This window comes from Actinomycetospora sp. C-140 (assembly GCF_054796175.1).
Genome location: NZ_JBTWNF010000003.1, coordinates 68,448 through 94,701, shown reverse-complemented (window position 1 = coordinate 94,701; position 26,254 = coordinate 68,448). Strand labels below are relative to the sequence as shown.

29 protein-coding genes are annotated in these 26,254 nt (G+C 74.2%); 14 read left to right on the top strand and 15 right to left on the bottom strand.

Translation table 11 applies throughout. The features are described from left to right. Nucleotides 1-7 precede the first annotated feature (7 nt). Nucleotides 8-214, top strand: coding sequence for a DUF2795 domain-containing protein (locus ACR9E3_RS06075; protein ID WP_460379175.1), 207 nt, complete (start codon nucleotides 8-10; stop codon nucleotides 212-214). Nucleotides 215-285: 71 nt separating this feature from the next. Here the strand turns inward: ACR9E3_RS06075 and ACR9E3_RS06070 are convergent, their stop codons facing one another. Together ACR9E3_RS06070 and ACR9E3_RS06065 are read right to left on the bottom strand one after the other, a co-directional pair. Next, nucleotides 286-549, bottom strand: coding sequence for a hypothetical protein (locus ACR9E3_RS06070; RefSeq protein WP_285651912.1), 264 nt, complete (start codon nucleotides 547-549; stop codon nucleotides 286-288). 76 nt (nucleotides 550-625) lie between these two features. Then, nucleotides 626-868 carry a hypothetical protein gene (locus ACR9E3_RS06065; protein WP_460379174.1) on the bottom strand — a complete coding sequence of 81 codons (243 nt, stop codon included), beginning with the start codon at nucleotides 866-868 and terminating at the stop codon, nucleotides 626-628. Between the two features lie 196 nt (nucleotides 869-1,064). Here ACR9E3_RS06065 and ACR9E3_RS06060 point away from each other — a divergent pair, with 196 nt between their 5' ends. Further along, nucleotides 1,065-1,805, top strand: a complete 741-nt coding sequence (locus ACR9E3_RS06060) for a class I SAM-dependent methyltransferase (protein ID WP_460379173.1) — start codon at nucleotides 1,065-1,067, stop codon at nucleotides 1,803-1,805. Nucleotides 1,806-1,809: 4 nt separating this feature from the next. On the opposite strand, the gene ACR9E3_RS06055 is transcribed toward ACR9E3_RS06060, so the two are convergent. Next, the gene (locus ACR9E3_RS06055) at nucleotides 1,810-2,097 is read right to left on the bottom strand and encodes a hypothetical protein (protein ID WP_460379171.1); all 288 of its coding nucleotides are present in this window, start codon (nucleotides 2,095-2,097) and stop codon (nucleotides 1,810-1,812) included. A gap of 198 nt (nucleotides 2,098-2,295) precedes the next feature. Here ACR9E3_RS06055 and ACR9E3_RS06050 point away from each other — a divergent pair, with 198 nt between their 5' ends. Continuing rightward, nucleotides 2,296-3,684, top strand: coding sequence for an FAD-dependent oxidoreductase (locus ACR9E3_RS06050; protein ID WP_460379170.1), 1,389 nt, complete (start codon nucleotides 2,296-2,298; stop codon nucleotides 3,682-3,684). 52 nt (nucleotides 3,685-3,736) lie between these two features. On the opposite strand, the gene ACR9E3_RS06045 is transcribed toward ACR9E3_RS06050, so the two are convergent. Genes ACR9E3_RS06045 through ACR9E3_RS06035 form a run of 3 tightly spaced genes read right to left on the bottom strand, consistent with a single transcriptional unit; the run spans nucleotide 3,737 to nucleotide 5,411 of the window. Next, the gene (locus ACR9E3_RS06045; RefSeq protein ID WP_460379169.1) at nucleotides 3,737-4,285 is read right to left on the bottom strand and encodes a hypothetical protein; all 549 of its coding nucleotides are present in this window, start codon (nucleotides 4,283-4,285) and stop codon (nucleotides 3,737-3,739) included. Then, complete coding sequence (locus ACR9E3_RS06040; protein ID WP_460379168.1) at nucleotides 4,285-4,653, bottom strand: DUF4873 domain-containing protein; 369 nt, start codon at nucleotides 4,651-4,653, stop codon at nucleotides 4,285-4,287. The genes ACR9E3_RS06045 and ACR9E3_RS06040 overlap by 1 nt, the downstream gene beginning before the upstream one ends. Next, the gene (locus ACR9E3_RS06035) at nucleotides 4,650-5,411 is read right to left on the bottom strand and encodes a TetR/AcrR family transcriptional regulator (RefSeq protein ID WP_460379167.1); all 762 of its coding nucleotides are present in this window, start codon (nucleotides 5,409-5,411) and stop codon (nucleotides 4,650-4,652) included. Before ACR9E3_RS06035 ends, ACR9E3_RS06040 begins: the two co-directional genes overlap by 4 nt. Nucleotides 5,412-5,520: 109 nt before the next feature. Between ACR9E3_RS06035 and ACR9E3_RS06030 the strand changes: the two genes are divergently transcribed. The 3 genes from ACR9E3_RS06030 to ACR9E3_RS06020 are packed head-to-tail and all read left to right on the top strand — an operon-like array spanning nucleotide 5,521 to nucleotide 9,003. Next, entirely contained in the window at nucleotides 5,521-6,432 is a 912-nt protein-coding gene (locus tag ACR9E3_RS06030) for an AurF N-oxygenase family protein (RefSeq protein WP_460379166.1), read from the top strand. A gap of 29 nt (nucleotides 6,433-6,461) precedes the next feature. Continuing rightward, nucleotides 6,462-7,454: an alpha/beta fold hydrolase gene (locus ACR9E3_RS06025; RefSeq protein ID WP_460379165.1), complete on the top strand. Its 993-nt coding sequence runs from the start codon at nucleotides 6,462-6,464 to the stop codon at nucleotides 7,452-7,454. Continuing rightward, a complete protein-coding gene (locus ACR9E3_RS06020; protein ID WP_460379164.1) occupies nucleotides 7,441-9,003 on the top strand; it encodes a flavin-containing monooxygenase in 1,563 nt (520 codons plus the stop codon). Before ACR9E3_RS06025 ends, ACR9E3_RS06020 begins: the two co-directional genes overlap by 14 nt. A 171-nt stretch (nucleotides 9,004-9,174) precedes the next feature. On the opposite strand, the gene ACR9E3_RS06015 is transcribed toward ACR9E3_RS06020, so the two are convergent. Then, nucleotides 9,175-10,053 (bottom strand): acyl-CoA thioesterase, encoded by an 879-nt coding sequence (locus ACR9E3_RS06015; RefSeq protein WP_460379163.1) that lies wholly within the window; start codon nucleotides 10,051-10,053, stop codon nucleotides 9,175-9,177. A 472-nt stretch (nucleotides 10,054-10,525) separates the two neighbouring features. On the opposite strand from ACR9E3_RS06015, the gene ACR9E3_RS06010 reads away from it, so the two are divergent. From ACR9E3_RS06010 to ACR9E3_RS06000, 3 genes are all read left to right on the top strand, one after another. After that, on the top strand, nucleotides 10,526-10,888 hold the full coding sequence (locus tag ACR9E3_RS06010) for a hypothetical protein (RefSeq protein WP_460379161.1): 363 nt from the start codon (nucleotides 10,526-10,528) through the stop codon (nucleotides 10,886-10,888). Nucleotides 10,889-11,032: 144 nt separating this feature from the next. Continuing rightward, nucleotides 11,033-11,425 (top strand): hypothetical protein, encoded by a 393-nt coding sequence (locus tag ACR9E3_RS06005; protein ID WP_460379160.1) that lies wholly within the window; start codon nucleotides 11,033-11,035, stop codon nucleotides 11,423-11,425. A gap of 208 nt (nucleotides 11,426-11,633) precedes the next feature. Beyond that, complete coding sequence (locus tag ACR9E3_RS06000) at nucleotides 11,634-11,945, top strand: hypothetical protein (RefSeq protein ID WP_460379159.1); 312 nt, start codon at nucleotides 11,634-11,636, stop codon at nucleotides 11,943-11,945. Between the two features lie 69 nt (nucleotides 11,946-12,014). Here ACR9E3_RS06000 and ACR9E3_RS05995 read toward each other — a convergent pair whose 3' ends face one another. The 3 genes from ACR9E3_RS05995 to ACR9E3_RS05985 form a co-directional block, all read right to left on the bottom strand. Then, nucleotides 12,015-14,027 carry an MFS transporter gene (locus tag ACR9E3_RS05995; protein ID WP_460379158.1) on the bottom strand — a complete coding sequence of 671 codons (2,013 nt, stop codon included), beginning with the start codon at nucleotides 14,025-14,027 and terminating at the stop codon, nucleotides 12,015-12,017. Then, nucleotides 14,024-14,473 carry a MarR family transcriptional regulator gene (locus ACR9E3_RS05990; RefSeq protein ID WP_460379156.1) on the bottom strand — a complete coding sequence of 150 codons (450 nt, stop codon included), beginning with the start codon at nucleotides 14,471-14,473 and terminating at the stop codon, nucleotides 14,024-14,026. Before ACR9E3_RS05990 ends, ACR9E3_RS05995 begins: the two co-directional genes overlap by 4 nt. 76 nt (nucleotides 14,474-14,549) lie before the next feature. After that, nucleotides 14,550-15,245, bottom strand: coding sequence for a hypothetical protein (locus ACR9E3_RS05985; protein ID WP_460379155.1), 696 nt, complete (start codon nucleotides 15,243-15,245; stop codon nucleotides 14,550-14,552). Between the two features lie 229 nt (nucleotides 15,246-15,474). Between ACR9E3_RS05985 and ACR9E3_RS05980 the strand changes: the two genes are divergently transcribed. Together ACR9E3_RS05980 and ACR9E3_RS05975 are read left to right on the top strand one after the other, a co-directional pair. After that, nucleotides 15,475-16,956: a WS/DGAT/MGAT family O-acyltransferase gene (locus ACR9E3_RS05980; protein WP_460379154.1), complete on the top strand. Its 1,482-nt coding sequence runs from the start codon at nucleotides 15,475-15,477 to the stop codon at nucleotides 16,954-16,956. After that, nucleotides 16,953-17,714, top strand: a complete 762-nt coding sequence (locus ACR9E3_RS05975) for a class I SAM-dependent methyltransferase (RefSeq protein WP_460379152.1) — start codon at nucleotides 16,953-16,955, stop codon at nucleotides 17,712-17,714. Before ACR9E3_RS05980 ends, ACR9E3_RS05975 begins: the two co-directional genes overlap by 4 nt. Here ACR9E3_RS05975 and ACR9E3_RS05970 read toward each other — a convergent pair. The 3 genes from ACR9E3_RS05970 to ACR9E3_RS05960 all read right to left on the bottom strand — a co-directional run bounded on the left by ACR9E3_RS05970 (nucleotide 17,641) and on the right by ACR9E3_RS05960 (nucleotide 20,306). Then, on the bottom strand, nucleotides 17,641-18,321 hold the full coding sequence (locus tag ACR9E3_RS05970; RefSeq protein ID WP_460379150.1) for a phosphatase PAP2 family protein: 681 nt from the start codon (nucleotides 18,319-18,321) through the stop codon (nucleotides 17,641-17,643). The two genes, ACR9E3_RS05975 and ACR9E3_RS05970, sit on opposite strands and share 74 nt — an antisense overlap. Nucleotides 18,322-18,519: 198 nt before the next feature. Then, complete coding sequence (locus ACR9E3_RS05965) at nucleotides 18,520-19,188, bottom strand: sortase domain-containing protein (protein WP_460379149.1); 669 nt, start codon at nucleotides 19,186-19,188, stop codon at nucleotides 18,520-18,522. Nucleotides 19,189-19,193: 5 nt separating this feature from the next. Further along, nucleotides 19,194-20,306 (bottom strand): excalibur calcium-binding domain-containing protein, encoded by a 1,113-nt coding sequence (locus ACR9E3_RS05960; protein WP_460379148.1) that lies wholly within the window; start codon nucleotides 20,304-20,306, stop codon nucleotides 19,194-19,196. A 274-nt stretch (nucleotides 20,307-20,580) separates the two neighbouring features. Here ACR9E3_RS05960 and ACR9E3_RS05955 point away from each other — a divergent pair, with 274 nt between their 5' ends. The 3 genes from ACR9E3_RS05955 to ACR9E3_RS05945 are packed head-to-tail and all read left to right on the top strand — an operon-like array spanning nucleotide 20,581 to nucleotide 22,596. Further along, nucleotides 20,581-21,237 (top strand): hypothetical protein, encoded by a 657-nt coding sequence (locus ACR9E3_RS05955; RefSeq protein WP_460379147.1) that lies wholly within the window; start codon nucleotides 20,581-20,583, stop codon nucleotides 21,235-21,237. A gap of 1 nt (nucleotide 21,238) precedes the next feature. Next, nucleotides 21,239-21,910, top strand: coding sequence for a class F sortase (locus ACR9E3_RS05950; RefSeq protein WP_460379146.1), 672 nt, complete (start codon nucleotides 21,239-21,241; stop codon nucleotides 21,908-21,910). A gap of 56 nt (nucleotides 21,911-21,966) precedes the next feature. Continuing rightward, nucleotides 21,967-22,596: a class F sortase gene (locus tag ACR9E3_RS05945; RefSeq protein ID WP_460379145.1), complete on the top strand. Its 630-nt coding sequence runs from the start codon at nucleotides 21,967-21,969 to the stop codon at nucleotides 22,594-22,596. A gap of 80 nt (nucleotides 22,597-22,676) precedes the next feature. Here the strand turns inward: ACR9E3_RS05945 and ACR9E3_RS05940 are convergent, their stop codons facing one another. Continuing rightward, nucleotides 22,677-24,833 (bottom strand): glycosyltransferase family 39 protein, encoded by a 2,157-nt coding sequence (locus tag ACR9E3_RS05940; RefSeq protein WP_460379144.1) that lies wholly within the window; start codon nucleotides 24,831-24,833, stop codon nucleotides 22,677-22,679. Nucleotides 24,834-24,912: 79 nt separating this feature from the next. Further along, nucleotides 24,913-26,187 (bottom strand): bifunctional glycosyltransferase family 2/GtrA family protein, encoded by a 1,275-nt coding sequence (locus ACR9E3_RS05935; protein ID WP_460379143.1) that lies wholly within the window; start codon nucleotides 26,185-26,187, stop codon nucleotides 24,913-24,915. Between the last annotated feature and the right edge of the window lie 67 nt (nucleotides 26,188-26,254).

The following is a 26,254-nucleotide window of genomic DNA, read 5'->3' as shown; positions in this document are numbered from 1 at the left end:
GGCGCGCATGGGTTACGACGTCACGCAGGTGCAGAAGTCGCTCGCCGGGTTCCAGTACCCGGGCGGGCCGCAGGAGCTCGCGGACCACGCGGGCTCGCAGGGGGCCGACCAGCAGCTCGTCGACACCCTCAAGGGCCTCGACAAGCAGCAGTTCGACGGCCCGAACGCCGTGATGGAGCAGCTGAGCAAGTCCGGGGTCCTCGGCGGCAGCTGAGTCCCGCGCACGAATGAACGGCGCTCTCGCTGCGTGTGGAGCAGCGGGAGCGCCGTTCGTTTCTCGAGGCCTCAGTGCGGCAGCGTCGGCAGCCCGCGCTTGACCATGTCCCGGGCGCCCTCGAGCGTCCCGTCGCCGACCCACGTGTTCGGGTCCAGCTGGGAGACGTTCCACCCGCCCGGGCGCACGCGGGTCGAGTAGAGGAACGTGTCCTTGTTCTCGACCCACTGGATCTCGTAGTCGATCGGGTCCTGGCCCTGCGTGCTCCAGCGCCAGGCAGCGCCCGACCCCCGCGACGTCTCGTTCAGCTCGACGCCGTCCACCTCGATGGCCATGCCCACCCCTTCACGGCTCCGGTGAGCCGATCGGAGCAGGAATCTACCGGCCGATCGGGGTCGCGGGCACGCCCTCTCAGGCGGCCGAGCGCGGAGCCCACCCTTCCCGGGTGAGCGCACCCACGATGCGCAGCGCGTCCGCGCGGTGGTGGTCGGCGATGTGGGTCGTCCAGCTCCACTGTTCGCACTCGGCGTGCAGGAGGTGGGCCACGACCGTGACCGCGTGCTCACGGTCGTCGACGGGGATGTCCGCGGCGCGGGGACGGGCGCCCGGGCGCATCAGCTGCGCGATGGGCGAGTGGGCGGGAACAACACTCATGACGGACCTCCCCTGCGGTGACCGGCGGTCCGGTCCCGACCGGGTCGTGCGCCGCGACGACGTCGGCGCGTCCTGGCACCACCGAGGGTGACCGCCCCGGATCGCGCGGGGAACGACAAGGGACCCAGGCCACAACGCCCCGACGGGGACGTTCGCCACAGGGTCGGGCGCCCGTGTGACCGGCATGATGGCCGCCATGGCCACAGCGAGGGAGCCGGCGGCCGGCTGGACGGTGGAGCTCGACACGACCCCGGGGCGTCGACAGGCGCAGGAGGAGTTCCTGCTGCGCCACCCCGACGGTGAGACCGAACGGATCACCCTGCACGACTACGCACGGGTGTACTCGGTGCCCGGACTGTACGAGGACGTGGTGCAGCGCCGCCTCGAGTGCGCCTCACCGGCCACCGTGGCGGAGGCGCTGGTCGAGGCCGCCGGGGAGCGTGGCGTCGAGGGGATGCGCGCCTTCGACCTCGGCGCGGGCAACGGTGTGGTCGGCGAGGAGCTGCGCGACCGGGGCGTCACGGTCGTCGCCGGCGCCGACGGCGTCCCGGAGGCGCGGGAGGCCGCGCACCGTGACCGGCCCGGGCTCTACGCGCACTACCTCGTGGGCGAGCGACTGGACGTCGAGGAGGTCACCCGCCTGGTCCGCGACGAGGGGCTCACCGCGCTCGTCGCCGCCGGCGCGGTCGGCCAGGGGCACGTCCCGGTGGACGCCCTCGCGCAGCTGTGGGAGGCGTTCCCGCCCGGGTCGTACCTCGCGCTGACGCTCGCCGCGGGCGACGAGGACCACGACGTCACCGACGTCGAGGCGATGCTGGCGGCGACCGCCGGCAGCGCGCACCCGTCGCGCACCGTGGTGCGCCGCCGCTTCCGGCACCGGGTCTCGATGGCCGGCACCGAGCTGTTCTACCTCGTGCTGGTGGCCGTCAAGGAGTAGCCGCTCACGCCCCGCCGTGCACCAGCGTCAGCCGCGGCCGGATCGCCGGCGGCGTGACGGCGGGCCGGCTGGGCTGCGGCCCGGGCCGTCCGGCGGGGTGCGGGCCGCGGCGGCCGCGGCGCGGACGCGTGCTCCCGACGAGACCCGCGAGCTCGTTGACGAGGTCGTCGGCGAGCTCCTCGGAGAGCACGCCCCCACCGGAGTAGTCGTCGAGCACATCGAGCCCGCGGCGCCACGGGCCACCGCCCGCCACCGCGGCGTCGTCGTGCGCGCCGACTTCGTCGCTGATCATCGGAAGGGACGTTAGCCCTGGTGAAGCGTCGTTCTCGCGCTCGATGATCCCATGGAGTGACCACTCGACCGGAGCGCTTCGGGGCCACGCCCCGGCTCGGGATCACTCGTCCGACGGCGTGTCGGGCTCGGGCGTGCCGCGTGGCGTCCCTGGGCCGGACGGGTGCGCCCGGCGGCCGGGTGGGCCACGATGATCCGCGTGGAGAATCACACGACGCGACCCCACCACGTCGCGATCGTCGGTTCCGGGCCGTCGGGCTTCTATGCCGCGGCCGCGCTGCTCGACGCTGCGGCGAACGAGGGACCCGACGTGCGGGTGGACATGTTCGACCGGCTGGCCACCCCGTGGGGCCTCGTGCGCGCCGGCGTCGCCCCGGACCACCCGAAGATCAAGTCGGTGAGCGCCCAGTACGACAAGACCGCGCAGCGCGACGGGTTCCGGTTCTTCGGCCACGTCCACCTCGGCGACGACCCCGCCGAGCCCGGCGTGATCACCCGCGACGAGCTGCTGGAGCGCTACGACGCGATCGTCTACGCGGTCGGCTCGCAGACCGAGCGGCGCCTCGGCATCCCCGGTGAGGACCTGCCCGGCAGCATCGCCTCGGTCGACTTCGTCGGCTGGTACAACGGCCACCCCGACTACGTCGACCTCGCGCCGCCGCTGGGCACCGAGCGGGTCGTGGTGATCGGCGCCGGGAACGTCGCCCTCGACGTCGCCCGCATGGTCCTGCTCACCGAGGCGGACCTGCGCGCCACCGACACCGCCGACCACGCCCTCGACGCCCTGGTCGGCTCCGACGTGCGCGAGGCCCTGATCTGCGGACGCCGCGGCCCCGTCCAGGCGTCGTTCACCACCACCGAGCTGCGCGAGCTCGCCGACATCGACGACCTCGGCGTCGTGGTCGACCCCGAGCAGGTGCCCGCCGGCATCGCCGACGCCGACACGCTCGCCAAGGGCACCCGCCGCAACCTGGAGATCCTGCGCGGGTTCGCCGAGAAGGGCCCGGACCCCGACGCCCGCCACCGGATGGAGTTCCGCTTCTACCGCTCGCCGGTGGAGATCCGCGGTGACGGGAAGGTCGAGGAGATCGTGCTCGGGGTCAACCGCCTCGAGACCGACGACGGTGGCCGCACCCGGGCGGTCGACACCGGCGAGCGCGAGACGATCCCGACCGGGCTCGTGCTGCGCGCCGTGGGCTATCGCGGCCTCGCCCTGCCCGGCGTCCCGTTCGACGAGGACACCGGCACCGTGCCCCACACCGAGGGCCGCATCGGCGAGCACAGCGACGAGCACCGCCACGAGTACGTCGTCGGCTGGATCAAGCGCGGGCCCACCGGGATCATCGGCACCAACAAGAAGGACGCAGGAGAGACCGTCCGCCACCTGCTCGCCGACCTGGCCGAGCAGGCCCCGGTCGATCATCCCGACGACGTCGAGGACTGGTTGCGAGACCGCTGCCCCGACCTGGTCGACCAGACCGGCTGGGAGGCCATCGACGCCCACGAGCGCGGCCGTGGAGAGCCCGACGGCCGCCCGCGGGTCAAGGTCGTCGACCGCGACGAGATGATCAAGCTGTCCCGCCCCTGACCCCAACGTGAGCGAACTTCGGGGCTATAGCACCGAAGTTCGCTCACGTAGCTCAGACCGCGATCCGGCACTCCGCCATGGCCTCGGGGGTCGCGAGGAGGGTGGAGACGTAGACGCCGACGTGGTGACGGATCTCCGCGTCGAGGTCGCCGAGGCGGCGCAGGAACACCCCGCCCACGCCGCGCGTGCGGATGTCGGCGTCGATGTCCTCGTGCGCGATCGTGTCGACGTCGATCTCCACCGCGCCCGGCGCCGCGCGGCCGACGAGACCGACGCGCACCACGAGGTCGACCTCGGCCGGGACGCGGCGCGACCCGATGTCCACGGCGAGGTCGAGCGCCACGGGCACGCAGACGATCACGCGGGTGACGCCGTCGCGCCACGCGGTCAGCCGCCCGACCGTGCCGGTGGCCGACGCGGTCGCCATGTCGTGCGGCCCGGCCGGGACCGGCCCGAACGCCACGGTGTCGCCGATCAGGCCACCGATCACCCGGACCGCGCGCTGCGGCGTGGCCAGGGACAGGACGGTGTCGAGGTCGAGCCCGTGCGCCGCGGCCTCGCGCTCGGCGACCGCGCGGCTCGGCGCGTCGCGGGCCGCCATCAGGCGGAGGCCCCGGCGACCTCGGAGGCCGTCTCGGGGCTGCCGGCCGACTCGACCGCGAACGGCGGCGTCGACGTGCCCGCGAGCCGGTAGCGGCCCCAGGGGTCGACGTCGGACAGCTCGCCGTCGGCGTCCCCGGCCGGAGTGGTGACCCGGGCCGGACGCTTCTTCCCGCCGAGGGCGGCGTCCAGCTCCGCGTGGACGGCGACGCGGCCGTACCAGTGGTAGCGGCCGTCGAGGGGCTCGAAGTGCCCGATGAGGGTCACCTCCACGGCGTACTCGACGTCGTCGACCACCAGGGTCGCCGGGCCGGTGTAGCCGTCCTCGTCGTGCTCGTGATCGTGCTCGGGTGCTGCCGCCGGCGTCATCGCTCCGGGCTCCTCACTGCTCGATCGGTACTCGCGTTCTTGTCGCCGGCCCTGAGCTGGACCACCTTGTTGATCTCGAGCGGGACGTTGGGGTCGATCGTGACGCCGCGCTGGCGGGCGAAGCCGTCGATGGCCGCCCACACCAGCGTCGTCAGGTACTCGACGACCGACTCCCGGCTCATGGACTGGCGGTCGAGCCACCACTCCGCGGTGTTCTGGACGAAGCCGACGACGCCGTAGGCCCACGGCTCGGCGGGACCGGAGTCGAGCCCGAAGGCGCGCAGGTAGTCGCCCAGCATCGCCGACAGGGCGGTCGCGATGATCTCCTTGTCCTCGCGGACGACGTCGGAGCCGCGGCCGTCGATCGGCGTGTGCCGGGCCAGCACCCAGTAGAGGTTCGGGTAGTCGTCCAGCGTCCCGAAGAAGGCGTCGATCGACTTGCGGATGCGCGGGAGCGGCGCCTCCTCGCTGTTCAGCGCCGGGATGAGGCGGTCGAGGAGGATCTCCGTCGCGCGCTCGCCCATGGCCTCGACCAGGTCGGCCTTGTCGGAGAAGTGCCGGTAGAGCACGGGCTTGGTGACGCCGGCCTCGACCGCGACCTGCTCGATGCCGAAGTCCGGACCGACGTCGGCGAGCACGCGCATCGCGGCCTCGACGAACTCGGCGCGCCGCTGCGCGCGGTGCTTCTCCCACCGCGTGCGACGCCCGTCACGCGCTGGGGGGGATCCGGGGCGGTTCGGCTTGACATCGTCCGGCACGGGTCCGCACGCTACCACTGGTTACAGTTACCAGCGGTAAGACGTACACCGGGTGCGGGTTACCGGATGTACGGGACACAGTAGCGGCGAGCAGGAGGACCACCCAGCCATGAGCGCCCCCACGACCGATCGCCACGCTGCCGATCGTCATGTGACGGCCGAGCGCCTCCTGAAGTCGTCGGCGAAGAAGTCGTACGACCCCGCCGTCGACATCGACTGGGACGCCCCCCTGCCCGCGGACAAGATCTGGGTCCCGGAGCACCGCGTCTCGCTCTACGGCACCGAGCTCTGGGAGCGGATGACCCCGGAGCAGCGCGTGGAGCTGGGCAAGCACGAGGCGTGCAGCGTCGCCTCCGTCGGCCTGTGGTTCGAGGTCCTGCTCATGCAGCGGCTGCTCAAGGACTTCTACGCCGAGGACCCGACCACGCCGCGGGCGCAGTTCGCGCTCACCGAGGTCGCCGACGAGTGCCGCCACTCGCAGATGTTCGCGCGCATGGTCGACACCGCCGGCGTCGAGCCGTACGGGCCGCAGGAGTCGATCCGCCAGCTCGGCAAGCTCTTCTCCGTGGTCAGCTGGGGCCCCGCGTCCTACGGCGCCATCCTCGTCGCCGAGGAGGTGCTCGACCGGCTGCAGCGCGAGCAGGCGAACGACGAGCGCATCCAGCCGCTCATGCGCCAGGTCAACCGCATCCACATCATGGAGGAGGCGCGCCACGTCTCCTTCGCCCGCGACGAGGTGACCCGGGGGATGGCCGAGCTCTCGCGCACCGAGAAGGCCTACCAGCGCTTCATCATCGCCTACATCTCGATGTTCGTGGTCCGCAGCCTGATCAACCCGAAGGTCTACCGCAGCGTCGGGATCGACCCCGCCGAGGGTCGCCGCGCCGCCCTGGGCAACCCGCACCACCACGAGATGATCCGCTGGGCGGGCGAGAAGATCATGCCGTTCCTCGACGAGGCGGGTCTCGTCGGTCACCCGGGCATGACGTGGTGGCGCCGGTCGTTTCTCCTGGGGGACTAGAGACCGCCGCGACGACAGAGGGAGCCTGCGTGGAGGAGCGCGTCGAACGCTTCAGGACGCCGGACGGCACACGGCTGCGCGTCGCGGACACCGGGGACACCGGGGACACCGACGGCCCGACCCTCGTGCTCGTCCACGGGTGGTCGCAGGACCTGCGCACCTGGGACCGGGTCGTCGACGACCTGCGCCGCACCGGCGTGACCTCGCGCGTCGTGCGCTACGACCACCGCGGGCACGGCGGGTCGGACGCCGCGCCCCGGGGCACGGCGACCATCGAGACGGCCGCCGACGACCTCGCCGCGCTGCTCGCCGAGCGCGTCCCGGACGGCCCGCTGGTGCTCGCCGGCCACTCCATGGGGGGCATGACGCTCATGGCGCTCGCCGAGCGCCACCCGCGGCTGGTGGCCGAGCGGGTCGTCGGGATCGCGTTCGTCGCCACGGCGAGCGACGACATGGCGCGGCTCGACCTCGCCCTGCCCGGCCGGCGCGGCGAGGCCGTGGGCCGCGTCGAGCACGCGCTGGGACCGCTCACCGCGCGCCTGGGCCACCGCGCGCCGGCCGGCGAGATCGGTGACGTCGGCCGGGCCGGCGGGGCCCGCCCCCGCTCCCGGGCGACGCTGCTCGCCCCCGCCGTGCGCGCCCTCGTCTTCGGGCACCGGCCCCGGCGGGCCGACGTCCTGTCGGTCGCCGAGCAGGCGCTCGCCGCGCACCCGCCGAGCGTGGCGGCGTTCCGCGCCTCGATCGCCGAGCACCGCCGCCGCACCGCGCTCGCGGCGCTGACCGGCACCCCGACCGTCGTGCTCGTGGGCGACCGCGACCGGCTCTGCCCGCAGCGCCACGCCCGGGCGATCGCGGCGGCGCTGCCCGACGCCCGGCTGGTGCTGCTCCCGGGCGCCGGCCACATGATCAATCTCGAGCGCGCCGACGAGGTCGCCGCCCACGTCGCGGGCCTGCTCGCCGCGCCACTGATCACGACCCCCGAGGTCATCACCCAGGAGGACGTCACCCGTGTCAGCGCCTGACCAGGAGCCCACGCACGAGGTCCTCGTCGTCGGCTCCGGGTTCTCGGGGCTCGGCCAGCTCCTCGCGCTGCGCCGCGCGGGCATCCACGACGTCGTGCTGCTCGAGAAGGCCGACACCCTCGGCGGCACGTGGCGCGACAACACCTATCCCGGCTGCGCGTGCGACATCCCGTCGCACATGTACTCGCTCTCGACGGTGCCCAACCCCGACTGGTCGCGGTCCTACTCACCCCAACCCGAGATCCGCGCCTACCTCGAGCGGGTCGCCGACGAGAACGACCTGCGCCGTCACGTCCGCTTCGGCCAGGAGATGACCGGGGCGAGCTGGGACGAGCAGCGCCGCACCTGGACGGTGCACACCCGCGGCGGGCGGACGTGGACCGCGCGCTTCCTCGTGTCCGGCGTCGGGGCCCTGCACCTGCCGAAGACGCCCGACCTCCCCGGCGCGGAGTCCTTCGCCGGCCCCGCCTTCCACTCCGCGCAGTGGAACCACGACGTGGACCTGCGCGGCAAGAAGGTCGCGGTGATCGGCACCGGGGCGAGCGCGATCCAGTTCGTCCCGCAGATCGCCGGGGTCGCGGCCGAGGTGCAGCTCTACCAGCGCACCCCGGCCTGGGTGCTGCCCAAGGGCGACCGGCCTCTCTCGGAGCGCCGGCGCGCCTTCTTCGCCCGCCACCCGCGCGTCCACCGCGCCTACCGGGCCGCGATGTACACCGCGCTCGAGTCGCGCGCGGTGGGCTTCAACGCCGACCCGGCGCTGCTCAAGCCCGTCGAGTGGCTCGCGACGAAGCACATCGAGCGCCAGATCGACGACCCCGACCTCGCCGCCAGGCTGACCCCCGACTACTCGATCGGCTGCAAGCGCGTGCTGGTCTCGAACGACTACTACCCCGCGCTCGCCCGCCCCGACGTCGAGGTGATCACCGGCGGGGTGCACGAGGTGCGGGGCTCGTCGATTGTCGACGGCGACGGCACAGAGCGCGACGTCGACGTGATCATCTACGGCACCGGCTTCCACGTCACCGACGCGTTCGACGGTCTCGAGATCCGGGGGCGCGGCGGCCGGACGCTGCGGGACGTCTGGGCCGCCGGCGGCATGGCGACCCACCTCGGCATCACCGTCTCGGACTTCCCGAACCTGTTCTTCCTGCTCGGCCCGAACACCGGCCTGGGCCACAACTCCGTCGTGTTCATGATCGAGTGCCAGACCCGCTACGTCGCGCAGGCCGTCCGCGCCGTGCACGAGACCGGGATGGGCGGGCTCGACGTCCGCGCCGAGGTGCAGCAGCGGTCCAACGCCGGCGTGCAGCGACGGCTCGCGAAGGGCATCTGGACCCGCGGCGGGTGCACGAGCTGGTACCTCGACGCGCAGGGCGTGAACCGCACGATCTGGCCCGGCTACACCGTGCGGTACTGGCTCGAGACCCGGCGCTTCGCCCCCGAGGACTTCGAGTTCTTCGGACGAGCGGCCGACGCCGCGGACCAAGCGCCCCCGGACGCGTCGTCCGTCGCACCCGCCGTCCTGCCACCGGCGGTCCCCGTCGGCTGACACGCGGCGAGGTCCGGGGTGGGCGTGTCAGCGTGGCGTCCACGCTGACGTTGGACGTCAGGAAATCACCCCGCTCGATCCGCCGGAGATCGTGGTGGCTTTCCTGACATCGAGCGTCAGCCTGGACGCGAGGCTGACACCACCCCGTGCGTCGGCGAGCAGCTCCGCACCTCAGGAACGGCGCCGGCGGATGAGGCCCTCCTGGACGACGGAGGCCACCAGGACGCCGTCGCGCGTGTAGAACCGCCCGCTCGCCAGTCCTCGGCCGCCGCCGGCGCTGGGCGACTCCTGCACGTAGAGCAGCCACTCGTCGGCGCGGAACGGGCGGTGGAACCAGACGGCGTGGTCGAGGCTCGCGAGGCTCACCTCACCCGAGGCCGCGCCGCCGACGACGTGCGGGAAGACTGCCGCCTCGAGCAGGGTGAGGTCGCTGGCGTAGGTGAGCACGCAGACGTGCAGCAGGCGCCCGCCGGCGGACTCGGGGTCGGGGAGCTCGCCGTCGGCGCGGACCCAGACGCGGTTGCACGGGTCGCGCTCGGCGGTCTCGTCCCACGGCGAGTGATCGACATAGCGGACGTCCAGCGGCCAGGTCAGGCGCCGCCCGGTCGTCGTGTACGCGGGGCGGTCGCCCGGCACCGGGGCCATGTCGCGGCGCTGGAGCCCGTCGGGGGACGGCGTGTCCGGCATCGGCGCCTGGTGGTCGACGCCGTCCTCCGGGCGCTGGAACGACGCCGACATCGTGAAGATCGTCTCGCCGTGCTGGACGGCCGTGACCCGTCGCGTGGTGAACGAGCGGCCGTCGCGGGTGCGGTCGACCTCGTAGACGATCGGCGCGAACGGATCCCCGGGGCGCAGGAAGTAGCCGTGCAACGAGTGGACGCCGCGGTCCTCCTCGACGGTGCGGCCCGCCGCCACCATCGCCTGCCCCGCCACCTGGCCACCGAACACCCGCAGCAGCGACTCCCGGGGGCTGCGGCCCCGGAAGATGTCGCGCTCGATGCGCTCGAGATCGAGGACGTCGTCGACGAGCTCACGCAGCGCCTGACCCACACCCACCGCCTTCCGGTCGCCGGACCCGCTCGCCGAAACCCTCGCCGAGCCCCGGCATCGTCCCCCACGTCCGGCCCAGCGGGCGGCCGACCGCGCCGTCACGGTCGGCGAGGGCCGCACCGGAGCGGCGTGGACCACATCGTGACGCCCGATCGGGGGGCGTGACGGGCACGTCCCTCCACGCGTTGGTGATCGGCTGGGCCGTCCGGGAGCCCGCACCACTCGGCGGTGTGGCGGTCAGCGGGCTGTCGACGCCGCGGATCGTGTACCCGGAGTCACCAAAATCCCGCTCGCGATTTCGCTGCGTAACCGCGCCGTGACCACCTCGTTGGACCCCGTGACGTCACCCCCGGGGCCGATCAAGCCCGGGCGGTGGCTCCTCGGGGACACATCGCCAGCGTCCTTGCCCGCCGCGACGGGCGGACCCCGCCGATGCGTCCCGCTCCCCCGACAAGCTCTTCGAGGAGTTCATGTGATCAAGAAGCTGGGTGTCGTGACCGTCGGTGTGGCCGCTGGCCTCGTCGCTGTCGCTCCGTTCGCGTCCGCCACCGAGTCCCACCACGGCGGCGAGCACGGCCACGGGCACAAGGACTCGGGCTCGTGCAACGTGACCGGCGGCGACGCCACCGCCAACGGCGGCGTCGACGGCGACGCGCTCGTGGCCGACGCGCTCGCGCAGGCCCCGGTCGGCGGCGCCAACGCGGCGAACATCGTCTGCAACGACATCCTCAACGGCAACCTCAGCGGCAACGTCGTCGACGCCGACATCCTCGGCGGCGGCCTGCCCGAGCTGCCCATCACGCTCCCGGCGGCCCCCGCCGAGACGCCCTCCTGAGACCTCACGTCCGGGCCGGCCTCCGGGCCGGCCACGGCGTGATCGGGACGGACCGCCCGCGGGCGGTCCGTCCCGGTGGGTCCGCCCCGAACGGACCCGAACCTCACTCCAGCAACATCTGACTCACCCTCTGGGAGAACACACGTGTTCAAGAAGGTCGGCATGGTCACCGTGGGCGTCACCGCGGGCCTGCTCGTCGCTGCGCCGTTCGCCTCGGCCGGCGAGTCCCCGGACCCCGGGCACCACGGCGGTCACGGCAGCCACGGCCACGGTGGGTCGGACTGCAACGTGAAGGGCGGCGACGCCACCGCCAACGGCGGCATCGGCGGCGACGCCGTCGCGGGTGCCCTCGCGCAGGCCCCGGTCGGCGGCCTCAACACCGGCAACATCGTCTGCAACGACATCCTCAACGACAACATCAGCGGTAACCACCTCTCGCTGAGCGTGCTGAGCCCGGACGAGGACGAGGCCACGGCCCCGGAGACGACGGCCCCCGCGGGCGCCGGCGACCTCGGGGACCAGACGGTCGCGCTCTGATCGTCGCTGCGACACCCACGTCGGCCCGGCCATCCGATCGGTGGCCGGGCCGACGTGTTCCTGCTGGTCGATCGCTCGTTCGGGTGGATCGGACCGGCTCAGGTCACGACGACGTCACGACGTCGTTGGACCACCCGAGACGTCGGTGCCGCGCTCCTCATCCGTACGGCGGCACTGCGCCCCATCCCCCGACACCCCAGGAGTTCCCGTGCTGAAGAAGCTGGGCATCGTCACCGTCGGCGTCACCGCCGGCCTCGTGGCCGCCGCGCCCTTCGCCTCCGCCAGCGAGTCGCACCACCACGGCTCCGACGACTGCAACGTCTCGTCGGAGACCAACAACATCGGCCAGGAGCGCTGCAACACGACCGGGCAGCACAACGGCGAGGGCAACACGCTCAACGGCACCGAGCTGCCGACGCTGCCCGCGCCGGCCGTGCCGGACGCCGAGGCCATCAGCGACATCGTCAACGGTGTCGTCGGCGGGCTGCCGGACCTGTCGAACGTGCCGGTGCAGGTCTGAGTCGACCTCCCGACGCCAGGGCCCGGTCCACCGTTCGCGGTGGACCGGGCCCTGTCGTGTGTGCGGGGGTCAGCGACCGGCCGGTACCGCGGCTCCCGCGAGCACGACGTCGTGCACGACCTCGCCGTCCAGGGCCACCGGGACGACGGTCGGCTCGGCGTGGCCGTGGGTGTCGTCCCGCCCGCGGGCCAGCAGGAGCGCCGTGCCCGCGCGCCGCCCGGTGACCTCGAGCCGGTAGGCGCCGTCGGGCCCCGCCTCGGTGCGCCCGAGCTGCTGGCCGTCGGGGTCGATGAGGGTGACGACGGCCCGGCGCGGGTGCCCGTCCCCGTCGCGGACCCGCCCGCGCACCGACGGCCCGGGGGTGTCAGCGACGTGCCGTTGCGGACGCTCAGCGTCCGTATCGGGACGTCGATCACCGACGCCGTCCGGGACGACGACGATCGGGCACGGCCCGTCGGTCCAGAGGACACGGTCGGCGCTCGGCGAGGCCAGGCCCGCGAGGGCGCCACCCTGCGGACGCCCCACCACGACCGCGCGGGCGTCGCGGCGACGGGCCACGGCGACGAGCTCGCCACCGACGTCGCCGTGGGTGCCGACCGCGGCGAGCGTCTCGGTGGTCACCGACGCCGACGGGTCCAGTGCCGCGCGGGCGGCCGCGACCGAACGGTCCAGGCCCAGGTCGGTGTCGTCGGCGGCCGCCGCGTCGACGACGGCGCTCTCGGGCACGTGGACGACGACGAGCGGCGCACCGAGCAGCGCCGCCAGCCGCCCGCCCGCCGCGGCGACGGCCGGGGCGTGCGGCGCCCCGTCGACGGCCACGAGGACCGGGCGCGCCTCGTCGGGCACGGCCACCTCCGCGGAGGAGTCGGCGGGCTCCGCGTCCTCGGCGACCTCGGCGGTCTCGACCGAGCGCAGCAGCCGGTGCGCGGTGGCCAGGATCAGGATGCCCACGGCGACGACGACGGCGCCGACCCAGAAGGGCGTGTTCGGCAGGAAGGCCTCGGCGATGAGGCCGGCGACCCAAGGGGCGAGGCCGCCGCCGAGGAAGCGCACGAAGCTGTACGACGCCGACGCCACGGGGCGCTCGACCGGCGCGACCGACATGACGGCCTGGGTGACCAGCGTGTTGTTGAGGCCGATCATCGCGCCGGCGACGATCACGGCGCCGATGACCACGCCCGGTGTGTCGTTCCAGTACGCGATGACGGCGAGGTCGACCGCCAGCAGGCCGAGGACCCAGTAGAGCACCCGGACCGTGCCGAAGCGGCGCTCGAGCCAGGGCGCGACGAAGACCGCGAAGATCGCGACGAGCACGCCCCAGGCCGTGAAGACCCCACCGAGCTGGAGCTCGTCGAGCCCACCCATCGAGTACGGCGAGTAGGCGAGCAGGGTGAAGAAGCCCCAGTTGTAGGCGAAGGCGGTCAGCGCGATCGTCGCGAGGCTGCGGTGACGCAGGGCCTTGATCGGGTCGAGCAGGCTGATCTTCTTCGCCGGCTTCGGTGTCTTGTCCAGCAGCACGAGCGTCGCGATCAGGGCGACCGCCATGAGCACGGCGACGCCGAAGAACGGGGCACGCCAGCTCACCGAGCCGAGCAGCCCGCCGACCAGCGGCCCGAGCGCGATCCCGACGCCGAGCGCGGTCTCGTAGAGGATGATCGCGCCGGCGAAGCCGCCGCTGGCCGACGCGACGATCACCGCCAGCGAGGTCGCGATGAAGAGCGCGTTGCCGAGACCCCAGCCGGCGCGGAACCCGACGATCTCCCCGATGGAGCCGGAGGCGCCGGCGAGCGCGGAGAACACCACGATGATCGTCAGACCAGTGATCAGCGTGGCCTTGGCGCCGATGCGGCTGGAGACCCAGCCGGTCACGAGCATCATCACCGCGGTGATGAGCAGGTAGCTGGTGAACAGCAGCGACACCTGCGCGGGCGTCGCCGAGAGCTGGGTGGCCAGTGCCGGCAGGATCGGGTCGACGAGACCGATGCCCATGAAGCTGATGACGCAGGCGAACGCCACCGCCCAGACGGCCTTCGGCTGGCGGAACGTGCTGCCGGTCTGCGATCCGGCGTGCGGGGTGCTCACGACTCTCCTCGAGCGGGGTCCGTGCGGTTGCGGGTCAGGCGGGCGAGGGCACCGGCGGCCGCGTCGATCGCGGCGCGTTCCTCCGGGTCCAGCGCGTCGAGCAGCGCGGCCAGGCGGGACGCCCGCCGCGTGCGCCGGGTGACGAGGACCTCGCGACCGGCGTCGGTCAGCGACACGATCACGGCCCGCCGATCGCTCGGGTCGTCGCCGCGGACGGCGAACCCGTCGCGCTCGAGCCGCGTGACCAGCGCGGTCATGCTCGGCTGTGTCACGCCCTCCCGGAGCGCGAGATCGGAGAGCCGCTGCGGGCCGTCGCGGTCGAGCGTGGCCAGGGTCGAGGCCGTGGTCAGGCTGAGGTCACGACTCGCGGTGGACCGGATCGCCCACGCCGCGAAGGTGTCGAGCGCGGCCGCGGTCGCCAGGCGCTCGTCGATCGTTGTCGTCACCCGACCGTTGTATCACCTAACTATATAAACGGTCGATGTGAACGTCGCCGCAGGTGGTCGCGGGACGGGAGCGCGCTCAGGAACCGAAGGACAGCAGCGACGCGTCCGAGGACGAGTCGCCGAACGAGAGCAACGAGGTCGCGCCGGAGACCGTCGAGCCCAGGCCGCCGACGACGCCGCCGATCAGGCCACCGCCCGAGCCGCCCGAGCCGCCGGACCCGCCGGACCCGCCCGACCCGCCGGAGCCGCCCGTGCTGCCGGAACCGCCGCCCGAACCCCCGGAGCCGTGGTCGGAGCCGCCGCCGGAGCCACCCGCCCCGCCGCCCGCGGTGCCGCCCCCACCGGAGGTGCCCCCGGCGGCACCGGTGCCACGACCCGAGGCGGTGCGCGCCGCGGTCGTGTCCGCGCCGCCGGATCCACCCGTGGTGCGGCGGACGGTGGTGGCGCCGTCGCCGCTCACACCGGCCCGCGTGCCGCCGATCGTGCCGCCGGCACCGCCGCGGTCGGGCGTCACCGCGCCGTCGGTCGCGGCCAGGTCGAGCACCTGGACCGGCGCGGGCGCGAGGCCCGGGCCGACGGGCACGGAGGGCGCCGGGAGGGACCCGCCGCCTGCGGACCCACCGGCCGGCGGCTCGAGGGGCGCGTCGGAGCTGACGGGGCTCATGACCACGGAGCCGATCCCGATCGCACCGACGGTGGCGACCAGGGGGAGCGCGCCGAGGGCCACCCGCGTGCGCGCCGAGGACGCGCCCGCCATCTGGTGCCTGCCCATGCCTGGCTCTCCGTCCGCTCGCCTGTCAGGGATGAACAACCGATCGGGTGAACGCCCCTCCGGAACGCTCAACGGCCGCCCGCGCTCGCAGGTTACGCATCACGGTCATCCGGGCTTGAGTCCATCGATGAGGTGAACCTAGCGGGCCCGTTCGCACGAACCGGACTCGGCTGGCCCCCGCACCCGTCCGGCCACAGACTGGGCGCCCGCCGACGAGGAGGTCACCGCCGTGAAGCAGCTGTCGGGTCTGGACTCCCTGTTCCTGGACGCGGAGGACGACCACCAGTACACCCACATCAGCCAGCTGCTGATCCTCGAGCGGCCGTCGGCGGACTTCGAGCCCCACGCGGCGTGGCGACGCCAGCTGGCCGACCGCCTGCACCAGCTCGAGCCGCTGCGCCGCCGGCTGGTCGAGGTGCCGTTCGGCCTCGACCACCCCTACTGGATCGCCGATCCCGACTTCGACCTGGACTTCCACGTGCGGCGCAGCGCGGTGCCGCCGCCGGGCTCCGACGACGACCTCGACGAGCTGGTCGGCCGGCTGATCGCGGCGCCGATGGACCGCGACCACCCGCTGTGGGTCTCCCACGTGATCGAGGGGCTCTCGGACGACCGCTTCGCGATCCTCACGATGATCCACCACAGCGCCGTCGACGGGGCCGCGGGCGCCGAGCTGCTCGAGCTCATGCTCGAGGACACGCCCGACGCGGAACGGCCCGACGGTGCGGGGCGTTGGCGCTCCGAGGCGGCGCCGTCGACCACCGAGGTGCTGGCCCGGGCCGCGGCGAACGGGGTGCGCCGGCCCGCCCGCGGGCTGCTGCTCGCCGCCCGCGCCGGCCAGAGCCTGGCGCGGGCCACGCGCAACCCGTCGGTGATCGACCTGGCCGACCGGGTGCGGGGCACGCTGCGGGGTCCGCTGGGCTCACTGCTCAACGCCGGTCGCGCCCGCGACGAGGACGGGCGGCTGCCGCGGCTGCCGCCCCTGACGTCGCCGCCGACGCCGTTCAACCGGCCGATCAGCCGCTACCGGCGGTTCGCGCACCGCTCGCTGCCGCTGGCCGAGGTCAAGGCGGTCGGCAAGGAGGCCGGGGCGACGATCAACGACGTGGTCGTCGCGCTGTGCGGCGGCGGGCTGCGGCGCTGGCTGCTCGACCGCGGCGAGCTGCCCGACGACCCGCTGACCGCGATGGTCCCGGTGTCGCTGCGCAGCGGCGACGAGGAGGACCGGTGGACCAACCGCGTCTCGGGCACCGTCGCCGCCCTGCCCACCGACGTCGACGGCCCGCTCGCACGGCTGAGCGCGGCGCACGAGGCACTCGCCCTGGCCAAGCAGGTGTTCGCCGCCCTCCCCGGCGAGCTCACCCCGGACGTCGTCGGGCTCGGCGCCCCGCTCATGACCACGGCGATCAGCCGCGCGGTGACACGGTGGTCGACGGTCGGCCCGGCGCCGTTCAACCTCATCGTCTCCAACGTCCCGGGGCCGCGGGAGCCGCTCTACCTCGGCAGCGCGGCCATGACGCACTACGTTCCGGTGTCCGCGGTGGCCGACGGCGTCGGGCTCAACGTCACGGTGCAGAGCTACGTCGACCAGCTCGACTTCGGCCTGCTCGGGTGCGCGGAGCTCCTGCCGGACCTGCCCGACCTCGCCGACGCGATCATCGCCGAGTTCGACGCGTTGCGGGACGCCGTCCGCGCCGGCGGGGACGCGTGACCGCCCGCGAGCGTCTGGCGCCGCTGCTCACCGTCCCGCTGCCCGACGGGGACGCGCCGTACGTCGACCTCGTCGAGGGCCGGCCCGGCTCCCGCGGACGCATCCAGGACCTGTGGGAGTCCGGGGGCGGCGCCGGGGTCTACGACTGGGTGGTCGGCGCCGGCGACCGGTACGGCGCGCACGTGCCGGACCTCGTCGGGGGCGGGGTGTTCCGCGACTTCTACGGCGTCGCCCGACGCCTGGACCTCGTCGGCGGGGAGACGGTGCTCGACCTCGCCTGCGGGCCGGGGACGCTGACCGGGCACCTCGCCGACGGCGTCGGCGCCGACGGGCTGGTGATCGGCGCGGACCTCTCCCCCGCGATGCTCGCCCGCGCCGCCCGCGCGATCACCGCCGCGAACACCGTGTTCGCGCGCGCCGACGCGATGACGCTGCCGCTGCGGGACGCGTCCCTCGACGCCGTGTGCTGCTCGCTGTGCCTGCAGCTCGTGCCGGACCTCGAGACGGCCCTGACCCAGCTCCGGCGGGTGCTGCGCCCGGGCGGGCGCCTCGCCGTCACCGTGCCGGCCCACGGCCGCGGCCCGTTCCGGTTGCTCACCGAGGGGCTCGCCCGCGGCGGTCAGGCGCGGCTGTTCCGTCGCGGCGAGATGGCCGACGCCCTCGTGCGCCACGGGTTCGTGCGGGTCACGACGCGATGGGACTCGGTGCTGCAGATCGTCGATGCGGTCGCCCCCGGAGCAGCGCCCCCGCGAGGGTGATCGCCCCGGTGGTCGCCAGGACCACGCCGAGAGCGGCGACGACGTCGCTCGGACGGTGCCACCCGGCGACCATCGTGGCCACGCCCGCGATCCCCGTGACCGCGAGCCCGGCGAGGACCGCCAGCGGCCGCAGCACGCGCGGGACGACGAGCACGAGGGCGACGCCGAGCGACGCGACGAGCGTGACGTGCCCGCTGGGCAGCGAGTTGGCGTCCGTGGAGTCGGGGCGCACCAGGCCCGCCTTGAGCACCTGCGTGATCAGCTGGGCGCCGAGCACCAGGGCGACGACGGCCACCGCCCGGTCGCCCCGTCCGCGGGCGAGGGCCAGGCCGGCGAGCGCGACGACCGCGAGCGCGACCGACGGGATGCCGACGAGCTCCAGGAGATCGAGGGCCTCGCGGCGCAGCCCGAGCCCGAGCGCGGCGCGCAGGACGGCGTCGTCGACGGCCCGGCCGGACGCGTCCAGCACGCCCGCCACGTAGGAGACGATCACCGTGCCGACGCCGAGGAGGACCGCGACCAGCCCGGCGACCGTCCCGGCCCGCCCGGCCCGCCGCGGCGGCGCGTCGAGCAGGGGCACGGTCCGGGCGTGCGCGATCGACGTCATGACCACCACGCTGCGCGCGCACGGTGTGGCCCGGCTGACCGCTTCCTGTACGGGACCTGAGAACCGCCGGCGGTGGGCCACCGCAGACAGCCAGGGTCCGTAGGGCCACACGGTCGCGGCGACACGTTCGCCCGACACGCCGACGGCCGGGCCCCTCCTGCAGAGGGACCCGGCCGTCGTTCGCGTGCCGTGCTCCGCCTACGCGCGGTAGGCCTCCACGGCGTGGCCGAACACCACGATGTTGTCCTCGTAGCTGCGCACGTCGGCGTCGAACGCGCCGCCGCAGGTGATCAGCCGCAGCGCCGGGTCACCGGTCGGGCCGTAGACCTGCGCGGTCGGGAAGGCGTTCTTGGACACCTCGTCGACCCGGTCCACGGCGTAGACGACCGTGACGCCGTCGGTGCGCTCGACGAGCACCTGGTCGCCGGCCGCGACGTCGGCGAGACGGGCGAAGCCGCCCTGCGCCCCGTGGTAGTTGACGTGCGACGCGTAGATCGCCGGGCCGGTCTGGCCGGGTGCCGCGCCGCCGCGGTAGTGGCCGACGGTCGTGGCGTCGCCCGGGACCTCGAGGCGACGGTCCTCGGTCTGGCCCAGCTCGGTGAGCTGGCGGGTGTCGACCCCGATCGACGGGATGCGCAGCGCCGCCGTCTCCGCGGGCTCGAGCGGCAGGGCCACCGCGGTCCGCTGGGCGGGGAGCGGCACGGTCGCCGGGCCCGTGCGCTGCGAGGAGGTGCCCTGCACGTAGGCCACCACCGCGAGCAGCACGAGGACGACGAGGATGCCGATCGTCGCGCGGGTCCCGACGCCGGAGCCCTTCGCGGTCCTGTCGGCCCGCGGTTCCGGGGTGCGGTCGGTCGTCGTGGTCACGGCGCTCAGCCCTGCCGGGCGAAGCGGCGGACCACGACCATGCTGGTGACGCCGAGGCCCGCGAGGGCGCCGGCCGCCAGGGCGACCTCGACGTCCGACGCGCCGGTCTCCGTGCTGCCGTCACCGGTCGAGACGCCACCCTCGGGGTAGCCGTCGTAGTGGACGTAGGCGACCTCGTCGTCGTCGTGCGCGTTCCACTCGCACGCCACACCGTCGCCGTCCGCGTCGAGGCGGAAGGGGTCGGAGCGGTCCCAGTCGAGGATCGCGTTGGCCTCGTCGTAGCTCAGCTCGTCGCAGTCGACGTCGTAGCGGTGGTTCCAGTAGCTGAAGTACACCGTCCGGACGTCGAACGTGACGCACTCGTGGTAGCAGCGGACGACCTCCTGCTGCACCTGCCCGGGGTCGGCGGTGCCGTTGACCGCGAGCCGGTCGCACAGGCCGGTGAGCGCCTGGCTCACCTGCGTGACCTGCGCGTCGGGCACGGACAGCCCGCTCGCGAAGAACCGGCACAGCTGCTGGGCGGTCGGGTTCGACGGCAGCTCGGTGAGGCGGTTCCCGCCGAGGGGCAGGTTGCCCTTCCCGGGCTCGAAGGTGATCGGGAGCGTGGTGCCGTCCGGCAGCTGGATGGTCGTGAGCTGCTGGGCGAGCTGCTGGCCGGTGTCGGCGACCGTCGCGCGGGCCACCGGGGCGCCGGCGCCGGTGGCGTCGTCACCGCCCGTGGTCGTCGGCGCGGTCGTCGTGGTGGTCTCGGTCGTGGGCTCCGTCGCGGTCGGCCCGGTGCGGGCGGCGCTCGACCGCTCGCTCCCGGAACCGGGGAGGCTCGACCCGCCGCCGTCGACCACGTCGGTGGTGCCCTCCGCCGGGATGACCGGCGCGACGCCGCCCGAGGGGACGGAGCTGGAGGTGTCGGTGTCGGCCGCGGTCGACGTGGTCGTCGTCGTGGAGCTCGTGTCCTCACAGGCCCCGCCGATCCACGACCCGCCGGCGGCGTCGCACTCGGCCTCGGTCGTCGCGCTCGTGATCGGCGCCGCGAGCGCGAGACCCGGGGCGATCACCGCCAGTCCCACGCAGCCGGCCAGCACCACCGCGGCGCTGCGGCTGCTCCGTCGACCCCTCATCCGTACTCCTCATCGGGTGCCTGCGGCCGAGTGCTCTCAGCCGTATGACCCACGCTTCGCACGGAGAGTCACCGTCGTTACCGGATCTTTGGGCCGCGTCGGGAGACCACCCGTTCAGGTGACGGCGCGACGTCATCGCAGGTGATCACGGTGCGGCGGCCCGACGAAGACGGCAAGGCCGACATCCGTACCCATCCGAGGCGCACGCCGTTAGGGCGATCGGAGCACACGGGCGAACAGATCGGGTCGGGACATGGGGAACGGGCGTCGGCGCGTGGCGAGCGCGCTGGTCGGGCTGGTCGCGGCGGGGATGATCTCCACCGCCGGGATCGCCGTCGCGGAGGACGGGGACGGCGGCGGGAGCGGCTCGGGCTCGGGTGACAGCAGCCTCGGGACGGTCATCGGCGGCCTGATCGACGATCTCACCGGGCTCCTCGGCGGCGACGGCTCCTCGCCGCTGCCGGAGATCCCCTCGCTGCCGCTCCCCGGCACGGGCGGCTCGTCGAGCTCGTCGTCGCCGACCACCTCGCCGTCCACCAGCGTCACGACGGAGACCGAGACGGTGACCGTGCCGCCGGCGCGCTACGGCCCGGGCAGCCCGTACTACCACTACGTGGTCCCGGCGCGTCCCGTGTACCTGCTGAACTGCTGGGACTTCGCGGACCGGGCGGACGCCCAGGCGGTGCTCATCGCCGACCCGTCGGACCCGAACAACCTCGACGGCGACAACGACGGCCGGGCGTGCGAGTGGGGCGTCGGCGGTCCCCGCTACTACCACGGCTACCCCGTCGGCGGCGTCGCCACGGGCGACGGCTCCGGCTCCGGCGTGACGTTCGGTCAGGTCGCCTTCCTGGTGATCGCGGGCATCGGGGCGGGCGCCGGGGTCGTGCGCGGCGGCCAGGTCGTCGCCGCCCGGCGACGGACGGTCTGAGGTGGCCGCGCCCGAGGCGCCACCCGAGACCCCGTCCCGTCGCGAGGGCGTCCTCGACCGGGCGACCGGCCGCATCACCGCCCTCGTGCTCGCGGTGCTCGCCGTGGGCGTCGTGATCGCGTTCGTCACCGGCGGCGGCGACGCACCGGAGGGACCGCGGAGCACGTCGCTGCCCCCGGCCGAGCGCGTGAGCCTGCCGACCCCGCTGCCGGCGGCGCCGATCACGGGGATCGACGCCCCGACGATCGGGCTGAGCACCGGCGACACCACCAGCCTGGGCCTGCGCGACGACAACTCGCTCGACGTGCCCAGCAACGCGGCCACGGTCGGCTGGTACGAGCGCAGCGCGAGCCCGGGCGAGGTCGGTCCCGCCGTGCTCGCCGCGCACGTGGACTTCCGCGGCGAGCAGGGCGCCTTCGCCCACCTCGGTCAGCTGCGCCCGGGCGACGCCGTGGAGGTCCACCGGGCGGACGACACCACCGCCGTGTTCACCGTCGAGAGCGTCGACCGGTTCGCCAAGGACGCCTTCCCCACCGACGCCGTCTACGCCCCGACGCCCGACAGTCAGCTCCACATGATCACCTGCGGGGGCGCGTTCGACGAGCGGACCCACAGCTACCAGGACAACGTCGTCGTCCGGGCGCACCTCACCGGGGCGTACCGGCCGATCTGAGCGGCCCGACCGACACGCCGGTGGTCCGACCCACGCCGTCACCGCTGCGTGGGGGCATGCTCGACCGGGTGAACGGCCGGATCGCCGCCCTCGTGCTCGCCGTGCTCGCGGTGGGCGTGCTCGTGGCGTTCGTCGGGCAGGGCAGCGGCCCGGCCGATCCCGCCGCGGCGGCCGGTCCGCCGGTCCCGCCCGGCACGCGGGTGCCCGTCCCCGTGCCGCTGCCCGCCGCGGACATCACCGGGGTCGACGCCCCGACGATCGGGCTCTCCACCCGGGAGACCACCGACCTGGGACTGGGGCCCGACAACGCCCTCGAGGTGCCCCGGAACGCCGAGACAGTCGGGTGGTACGACGGCGGCGTCAGCCCCGGCGAGGTGGGCCCGGCCGTGCTCGCGGCACACGTCAACTACCGCGGCGAGCAGGGGGCGTTCATCCACATCGGGCGGATGAAGGCGGGCGACGCCGTCGAGGTCCACCGTGACGACGACACCACCGCGGTCTTCACCGTCGACCGCGTCGAGCAGGTCGCGAAGTCCGCGTTCCCCACCGAGGCCGTGTACGCGCCGACGCCGGACGGGGAGCTCCGCATGATCACCTGCGGCGGGGAGTTCGACGGCGGCGCCGGCAGCTACGTGGACAACGTCGTCGTCTTCGCCCACCTCACCTCGGCCTACCGCACCGCCTGACGAGCAGGGCGAGGGCCGCGCGAACTCGGGGGGAGAGTCCGCACGGCCCTCGCGGGCACCGGCCGTGCCGGTGGTCCGGGTCAGGACGTCGGGGCGCTCAGGTCGTAGACGGTGCGCCCTCCGACGTCGATCGGCGTGAAGTGCTGGGTGACCCACGTCCGGATCTCCCCGGCCGTACCGCGGGAGAACCGGCCGCCCCGTCCGCCGGTCTGACCACCGGCCTGCGCGCCGGGCTGTCCGGCGTCTCCGGCCGTGCCACCAGGGCCACCAGGGCCACCAGGGCCACCAGGGCCACCAGGGCCACCGCCCTCGATGTAGTACCGCACCTGCCCGGACGCGACGTACGCCTGGAACTCGGCGAGCGTCGGCGCCGGGTCGCTGCCCATGAAGCCGCCCATCGCCATCACCGGCACCCCGCTGTCGAGCTGGAGGTTCGCCTGGTTCATGGCACCGTCGGTCGCGGCCGCCCAGCGGGTGCCCGCGCTCCGCAGGAGGGCGACGAGCTGCGGCGACGGGGTCTCGCCCTCGGGGCCGCCCGTAGCTCCCATGCCGCCCGCAGCGCCACGCACCGCGCCGCCGCGGTCGGCGTCCCGCGCGGCACCGTCACGGGTCCGGCCGCCGGGCCCGCCCGGGCCCGTGCCGCCGTTCGGGCCGGCACTGACGATCGAGCCCCGGTGCGGGGTCACCGCCGTGTCGGCGGCGAACGCCGTCGAACCACCCAGCACCGCGACCAGCGCGGCCAGCACCCCGACCGTCGCCACGCGGCCCCAGCGGGCCGGCGGGACGAGCACGGCGAGGGTGCCGAGCACGCCGACGACGAGCAGCACCCAGCGCGCCCACAGCAGCCAGTCGTGCTGGGTGAGGATCACCGCGCTCCACGCCGCGGTGCCGGCGACGACGACCGCGAACACGATCCGTGACCAGAGCTCGGTCCGGCGCCGCCAGAGCACCGACGCGCCGACCGCCGTGGTGACGGCGATCCCGGGGGCCAGGGCCACGGTGTAGTACGGGTGGATGATCCCGCTCATGTAGCTGAAGACCAGGGCGTGCACGAGCATCCAGGCGCCGCCGAGGACCAGCAGTCCCCGGGTGCGGTCGGTGCGCGGGGCCCGGCGCAGGGCCCAGAGCGCGGCGACGAGCAGCACGATCGCGGCGGGCAGCAACCAGGACGCCTGGCCGGAGAACTCCGCGGTGACCAGCCGCTCGAGCCCGGCCTGCCCGCCGAAGCCCCCGCCGGGACCACCGGGACCGCCCATCACGCCGGGACCGCCCGCGGCGCCGGGTGCGCCCGCGGGGGGTGCACCGCCGCCGGGTCCCCCATCCGGAGCACCCCCGCCGCGCTCGTTGCCGAAGATGCGGCCGAGGCCGTTGTAGCCGAGGGCGAGCTCGAGCAGGGAGTTGGTCGTCGACCCGCCGATGTAGGGGCGCGACGAGGCCGGCCAGATCTCGACGAGCGCGACGAACCAGCCGGCCGACACGACGATCGCGGCGGTGCCGGCGACGAGATCGCCGATCCGGCGCCGCAGCCGGGAGGGGGCGACGACGAGGACCCCGAGGGCGAGCGCGGGGACGACGAGCATGACCTGCAGCTGCTTGGTGAGGAAGCCCAGGCCCACGAGCGCGCCGGTGGCGACGATCCACCACGTGCCGGGGCGGCGCCCGGCGGCGTCGATCGCCCGGGTCGTCGTGTACAGCGCGGCGACCATGGTCAGCACGAGCATCGCGTCGGGATTGTCGAACCGGAACATCAGCACCGCGACGGGCGTCGCCGCGAGCAGCGTCCCGGCGGCCAGCGCGGTGCGCGGGCCGACCCAGCGCCGCACGGTGAGGTAGACGAGGCCGACCGACGCGACGCCCATGAGGGCCTGCGGCGCGAGCATCGACCACGGGCCGAACCCGAAGATCCGCCCGGACAGCGCCATCACCCACAGCGAGGCCGGCGGCTTGTCGACGGTGATCAGCCCGGGGGCGTCGAGGGCACCGAACAGCCACGCCTTCCACGACTGCGTCCCGGCCTGGACCGCGGCCGCGTAGAACGTGTTCGCGTAGCCCGTGGCGCCGAGGTCCCACAGGTAGGTCACCGCGGTGACGGTGAGCAGGCCGAGCAGCGCCGGGCGCACCCAGCGCGGGTCGTCGGCGCGCCCGCGCCACACCCGCCGCACCCACGGTGCGCTCGGGACCGCGGTCGTCTCGGTGCCGGGCTCGGCGACCACGTCGGGGTCGGTCGCGGTGCTCATCGGTTCTCCGGGTTCATGATCGAAGTACGGATACGGACGCTGAGTGCCTGTGACGGCACTTCGCTGACAACCCCGGCTGTCACGCGCGCTGGCGGCGGGGGTGGAAGACCCAGGCGCGGTAGGCGACGAAGCGCAGGAGGGTCGCGACGAGGTTCGCCACGACGAGGACCGCGAGCTCGACGACGTGCGACGCGGCCGGCGCGAGGACGCCGAGCACGGCCAGCGAGCCCGACGTCAGCACGAGCCCCAGGCCGAACACCAGTAGGCCCTCGACCTGCGAGCGTCCGGCGTGGCGGCGCCCGCGGATGCCGAAGGTCAGGCGCCGGTTGGCCGCGGTGTTGGCGATCGCGGTGATCACCAGCGCGAGCAGGTTCGACGGCTGCGGGCCGAGCACGCCGCGGAACAGGGTGTACAGCAGCAGGAACGCGAGGGTGGACACGATCCCGATCGCGGCGAAGCGCACCATCTGCCCGGTCAGGCCGGGCGTCACGCCGGCCATCTCGTCGGGAGAGAGCTCCGCGAAGGGCTCGCGACCGAACTCCTCGCGCAGCCGCGCCACCGGCAGCGCGCCGGTGGCGAGCGCGCGCCCGACGCGGGCGACGCCCTTGAGGTCGGCGATCGCGGTCGACACGACGTCCACGCGCGAGTCCGGGTCGTCGACCCAGTCGACGGGCACCTCGTGGATGCGCAGCCCGGAGCGCTCGGCGAGCACCAGCAGCTCGGTGTCGAAGAACCAGCCGGTGTCCTCGACCAGCGGCAGCAACCGGCGGGCCACATCGGCGCGGATGGCCTTGAACCCGCACTGGGCATCGGAGAACCGCGCCCGCAGGGTGCCGCGCAGCAGCACGTTGTAGCAGCGGGAGATCACCTCGCGCTTCACCCCGCGCACCACCCGCGACGCCGGCGAGAGCCGGGACCCGATCGCCAGGTCGGAGTGCCCGGAGATCAGCGGCGCCACCAGCGGCAGCAGGGCGTTGAGGTCGGTCGAGAGGTCGACGTCCATGTAGGCCAGCACCGGGGCGTCCGACGCCGACCACACCGCCCGCAGCGCCCGGCCACGGCCCTTCTCGTCGAGGTGGAACACCGCGACCTCGTCGTACTCGCCGGCGAGCTCCTCGGCGACGGCCAGGGTCGCGTCGGTGCTGGCGTTGTCGGCGACGGTGATGCGGAACCGGTAGGGGAACTCGTCGGTCAGGTGTCGGTGCAGCCGCCGCACGCACGGACCGAGGTCGCGCTCCTCGTCGAAGACGGGCACGACCACGTCGAGCACGGCGCCTCCGGTCGCCTCGATGGGTTCCCGGACGGCGGAGTGGCCTGCGGACGGGGTGGCGCGGAGCGGGGTCGCTGCGGTCATGATCGCAGCGTCGGAGTCGATCGTGGACCGTTCGTGTGCCGAACCTGTGGCCGTCCTGTGCCTGTGC

Coding starts and splice junctions, on each gene's coding strand:
- ACR9E3_RS06075 (WP_460379175.1), top strand. CDS start 8: ATGGGTTACGACGTCACGCAGGTGCAGAAGTCGCTCGCCGGGTTCCAG.
- ACR9E3_RS06070 (WP_285651912.1), bottom strand. CDS start 549: ATGGCCATCGAGGTGGACGGCGTCGAGCTGAACGAGACGTCGCGGGGG.
- ACR9E3_RS06065 (WP_460379174.1), bottom strand. CDS start 868: ATGAGTGTTGTTCCCGCCCACTCGCCCATCGCGCAGCTGATGCGCCCG.
- ACR9E3_RS06060 (WP_460379173.1), top strand. CDS start 1,065: ATGGCCACAGCGAGGGAGCCGGCGGCCGGCTGGACGGTGGAGCTCGAC.
- ACR9E3_RS06055 (WP_460379171.1), bottom strand. CDS start 2,097: ATGATCAGCGACGAAGTCGGCGCGCACGACGACGCCGCGGTGGCGGGC.
- ACR9E3_RS06045 (WP_460379169.1), bottom strand. CDS start 4,285: ATGGCGGCCCGCGACGCGCCGAGCCGCGCGGTCGCCGAGCGCGAGGCC.
- ACR9E3_RS06040 (WP_460379168.1), bottom strand. CDS start 4,653: ATGACGCCGGCGGCAGCACCCGAGCACGATCACGAGCACGACGAGGAC.
- ACR9E3_RS06030 (WP_460379166.1), top strand. CDS start 5,521: ATGAGCGCCCCCACGACCGATCGCCACGCTGCCGATCGTCATGTGACG.
- ACR9E3_RS05985 (WP_460379155.1), bottom strand. CDS start 15,245: ATGGGCAGGCACCAGATGGCGGGCGCGTCCTCGGCGCGCACGCGGGTG.
- ACR9E3_RS05970 (WP_460379150.1), bottom strand. CDS start 18,321: ATGACGTCGATCGCGCACGCCCGGACCGTGCCCCTGCTCGACGCGCCG.
- ACR9E3_RS05960 (WP_460379148.1), bottom strand. CDS start 20,306: ATGAGGGGTCGACGGAGCAGCCGCAGCGCCGCGGTGGTGCTGGCCGGC.
- ACR9E3_RS05945 (WP_460379145.1), top strand. CDS start 21,967: ATGCTCGACCGGGTGAACGGCCGGATCGCCGCCCTCGTGCTCGCCGTG.
- ACR9E3_RS05940 (WP_460379144.1), bottom strand. CDS start 24,833: ATGAGCACCGCGACCGACCCCGACGTGGTCGCCGAGCCCGGCACCGAG.
- ACR9E3_RS05935 (WP_460379143.1), bottom strand. CDS start 26,187: ATGACCGCAGCGACCCCGCTCCGCGCCACCCCGTCCGCAGGCCACTCC.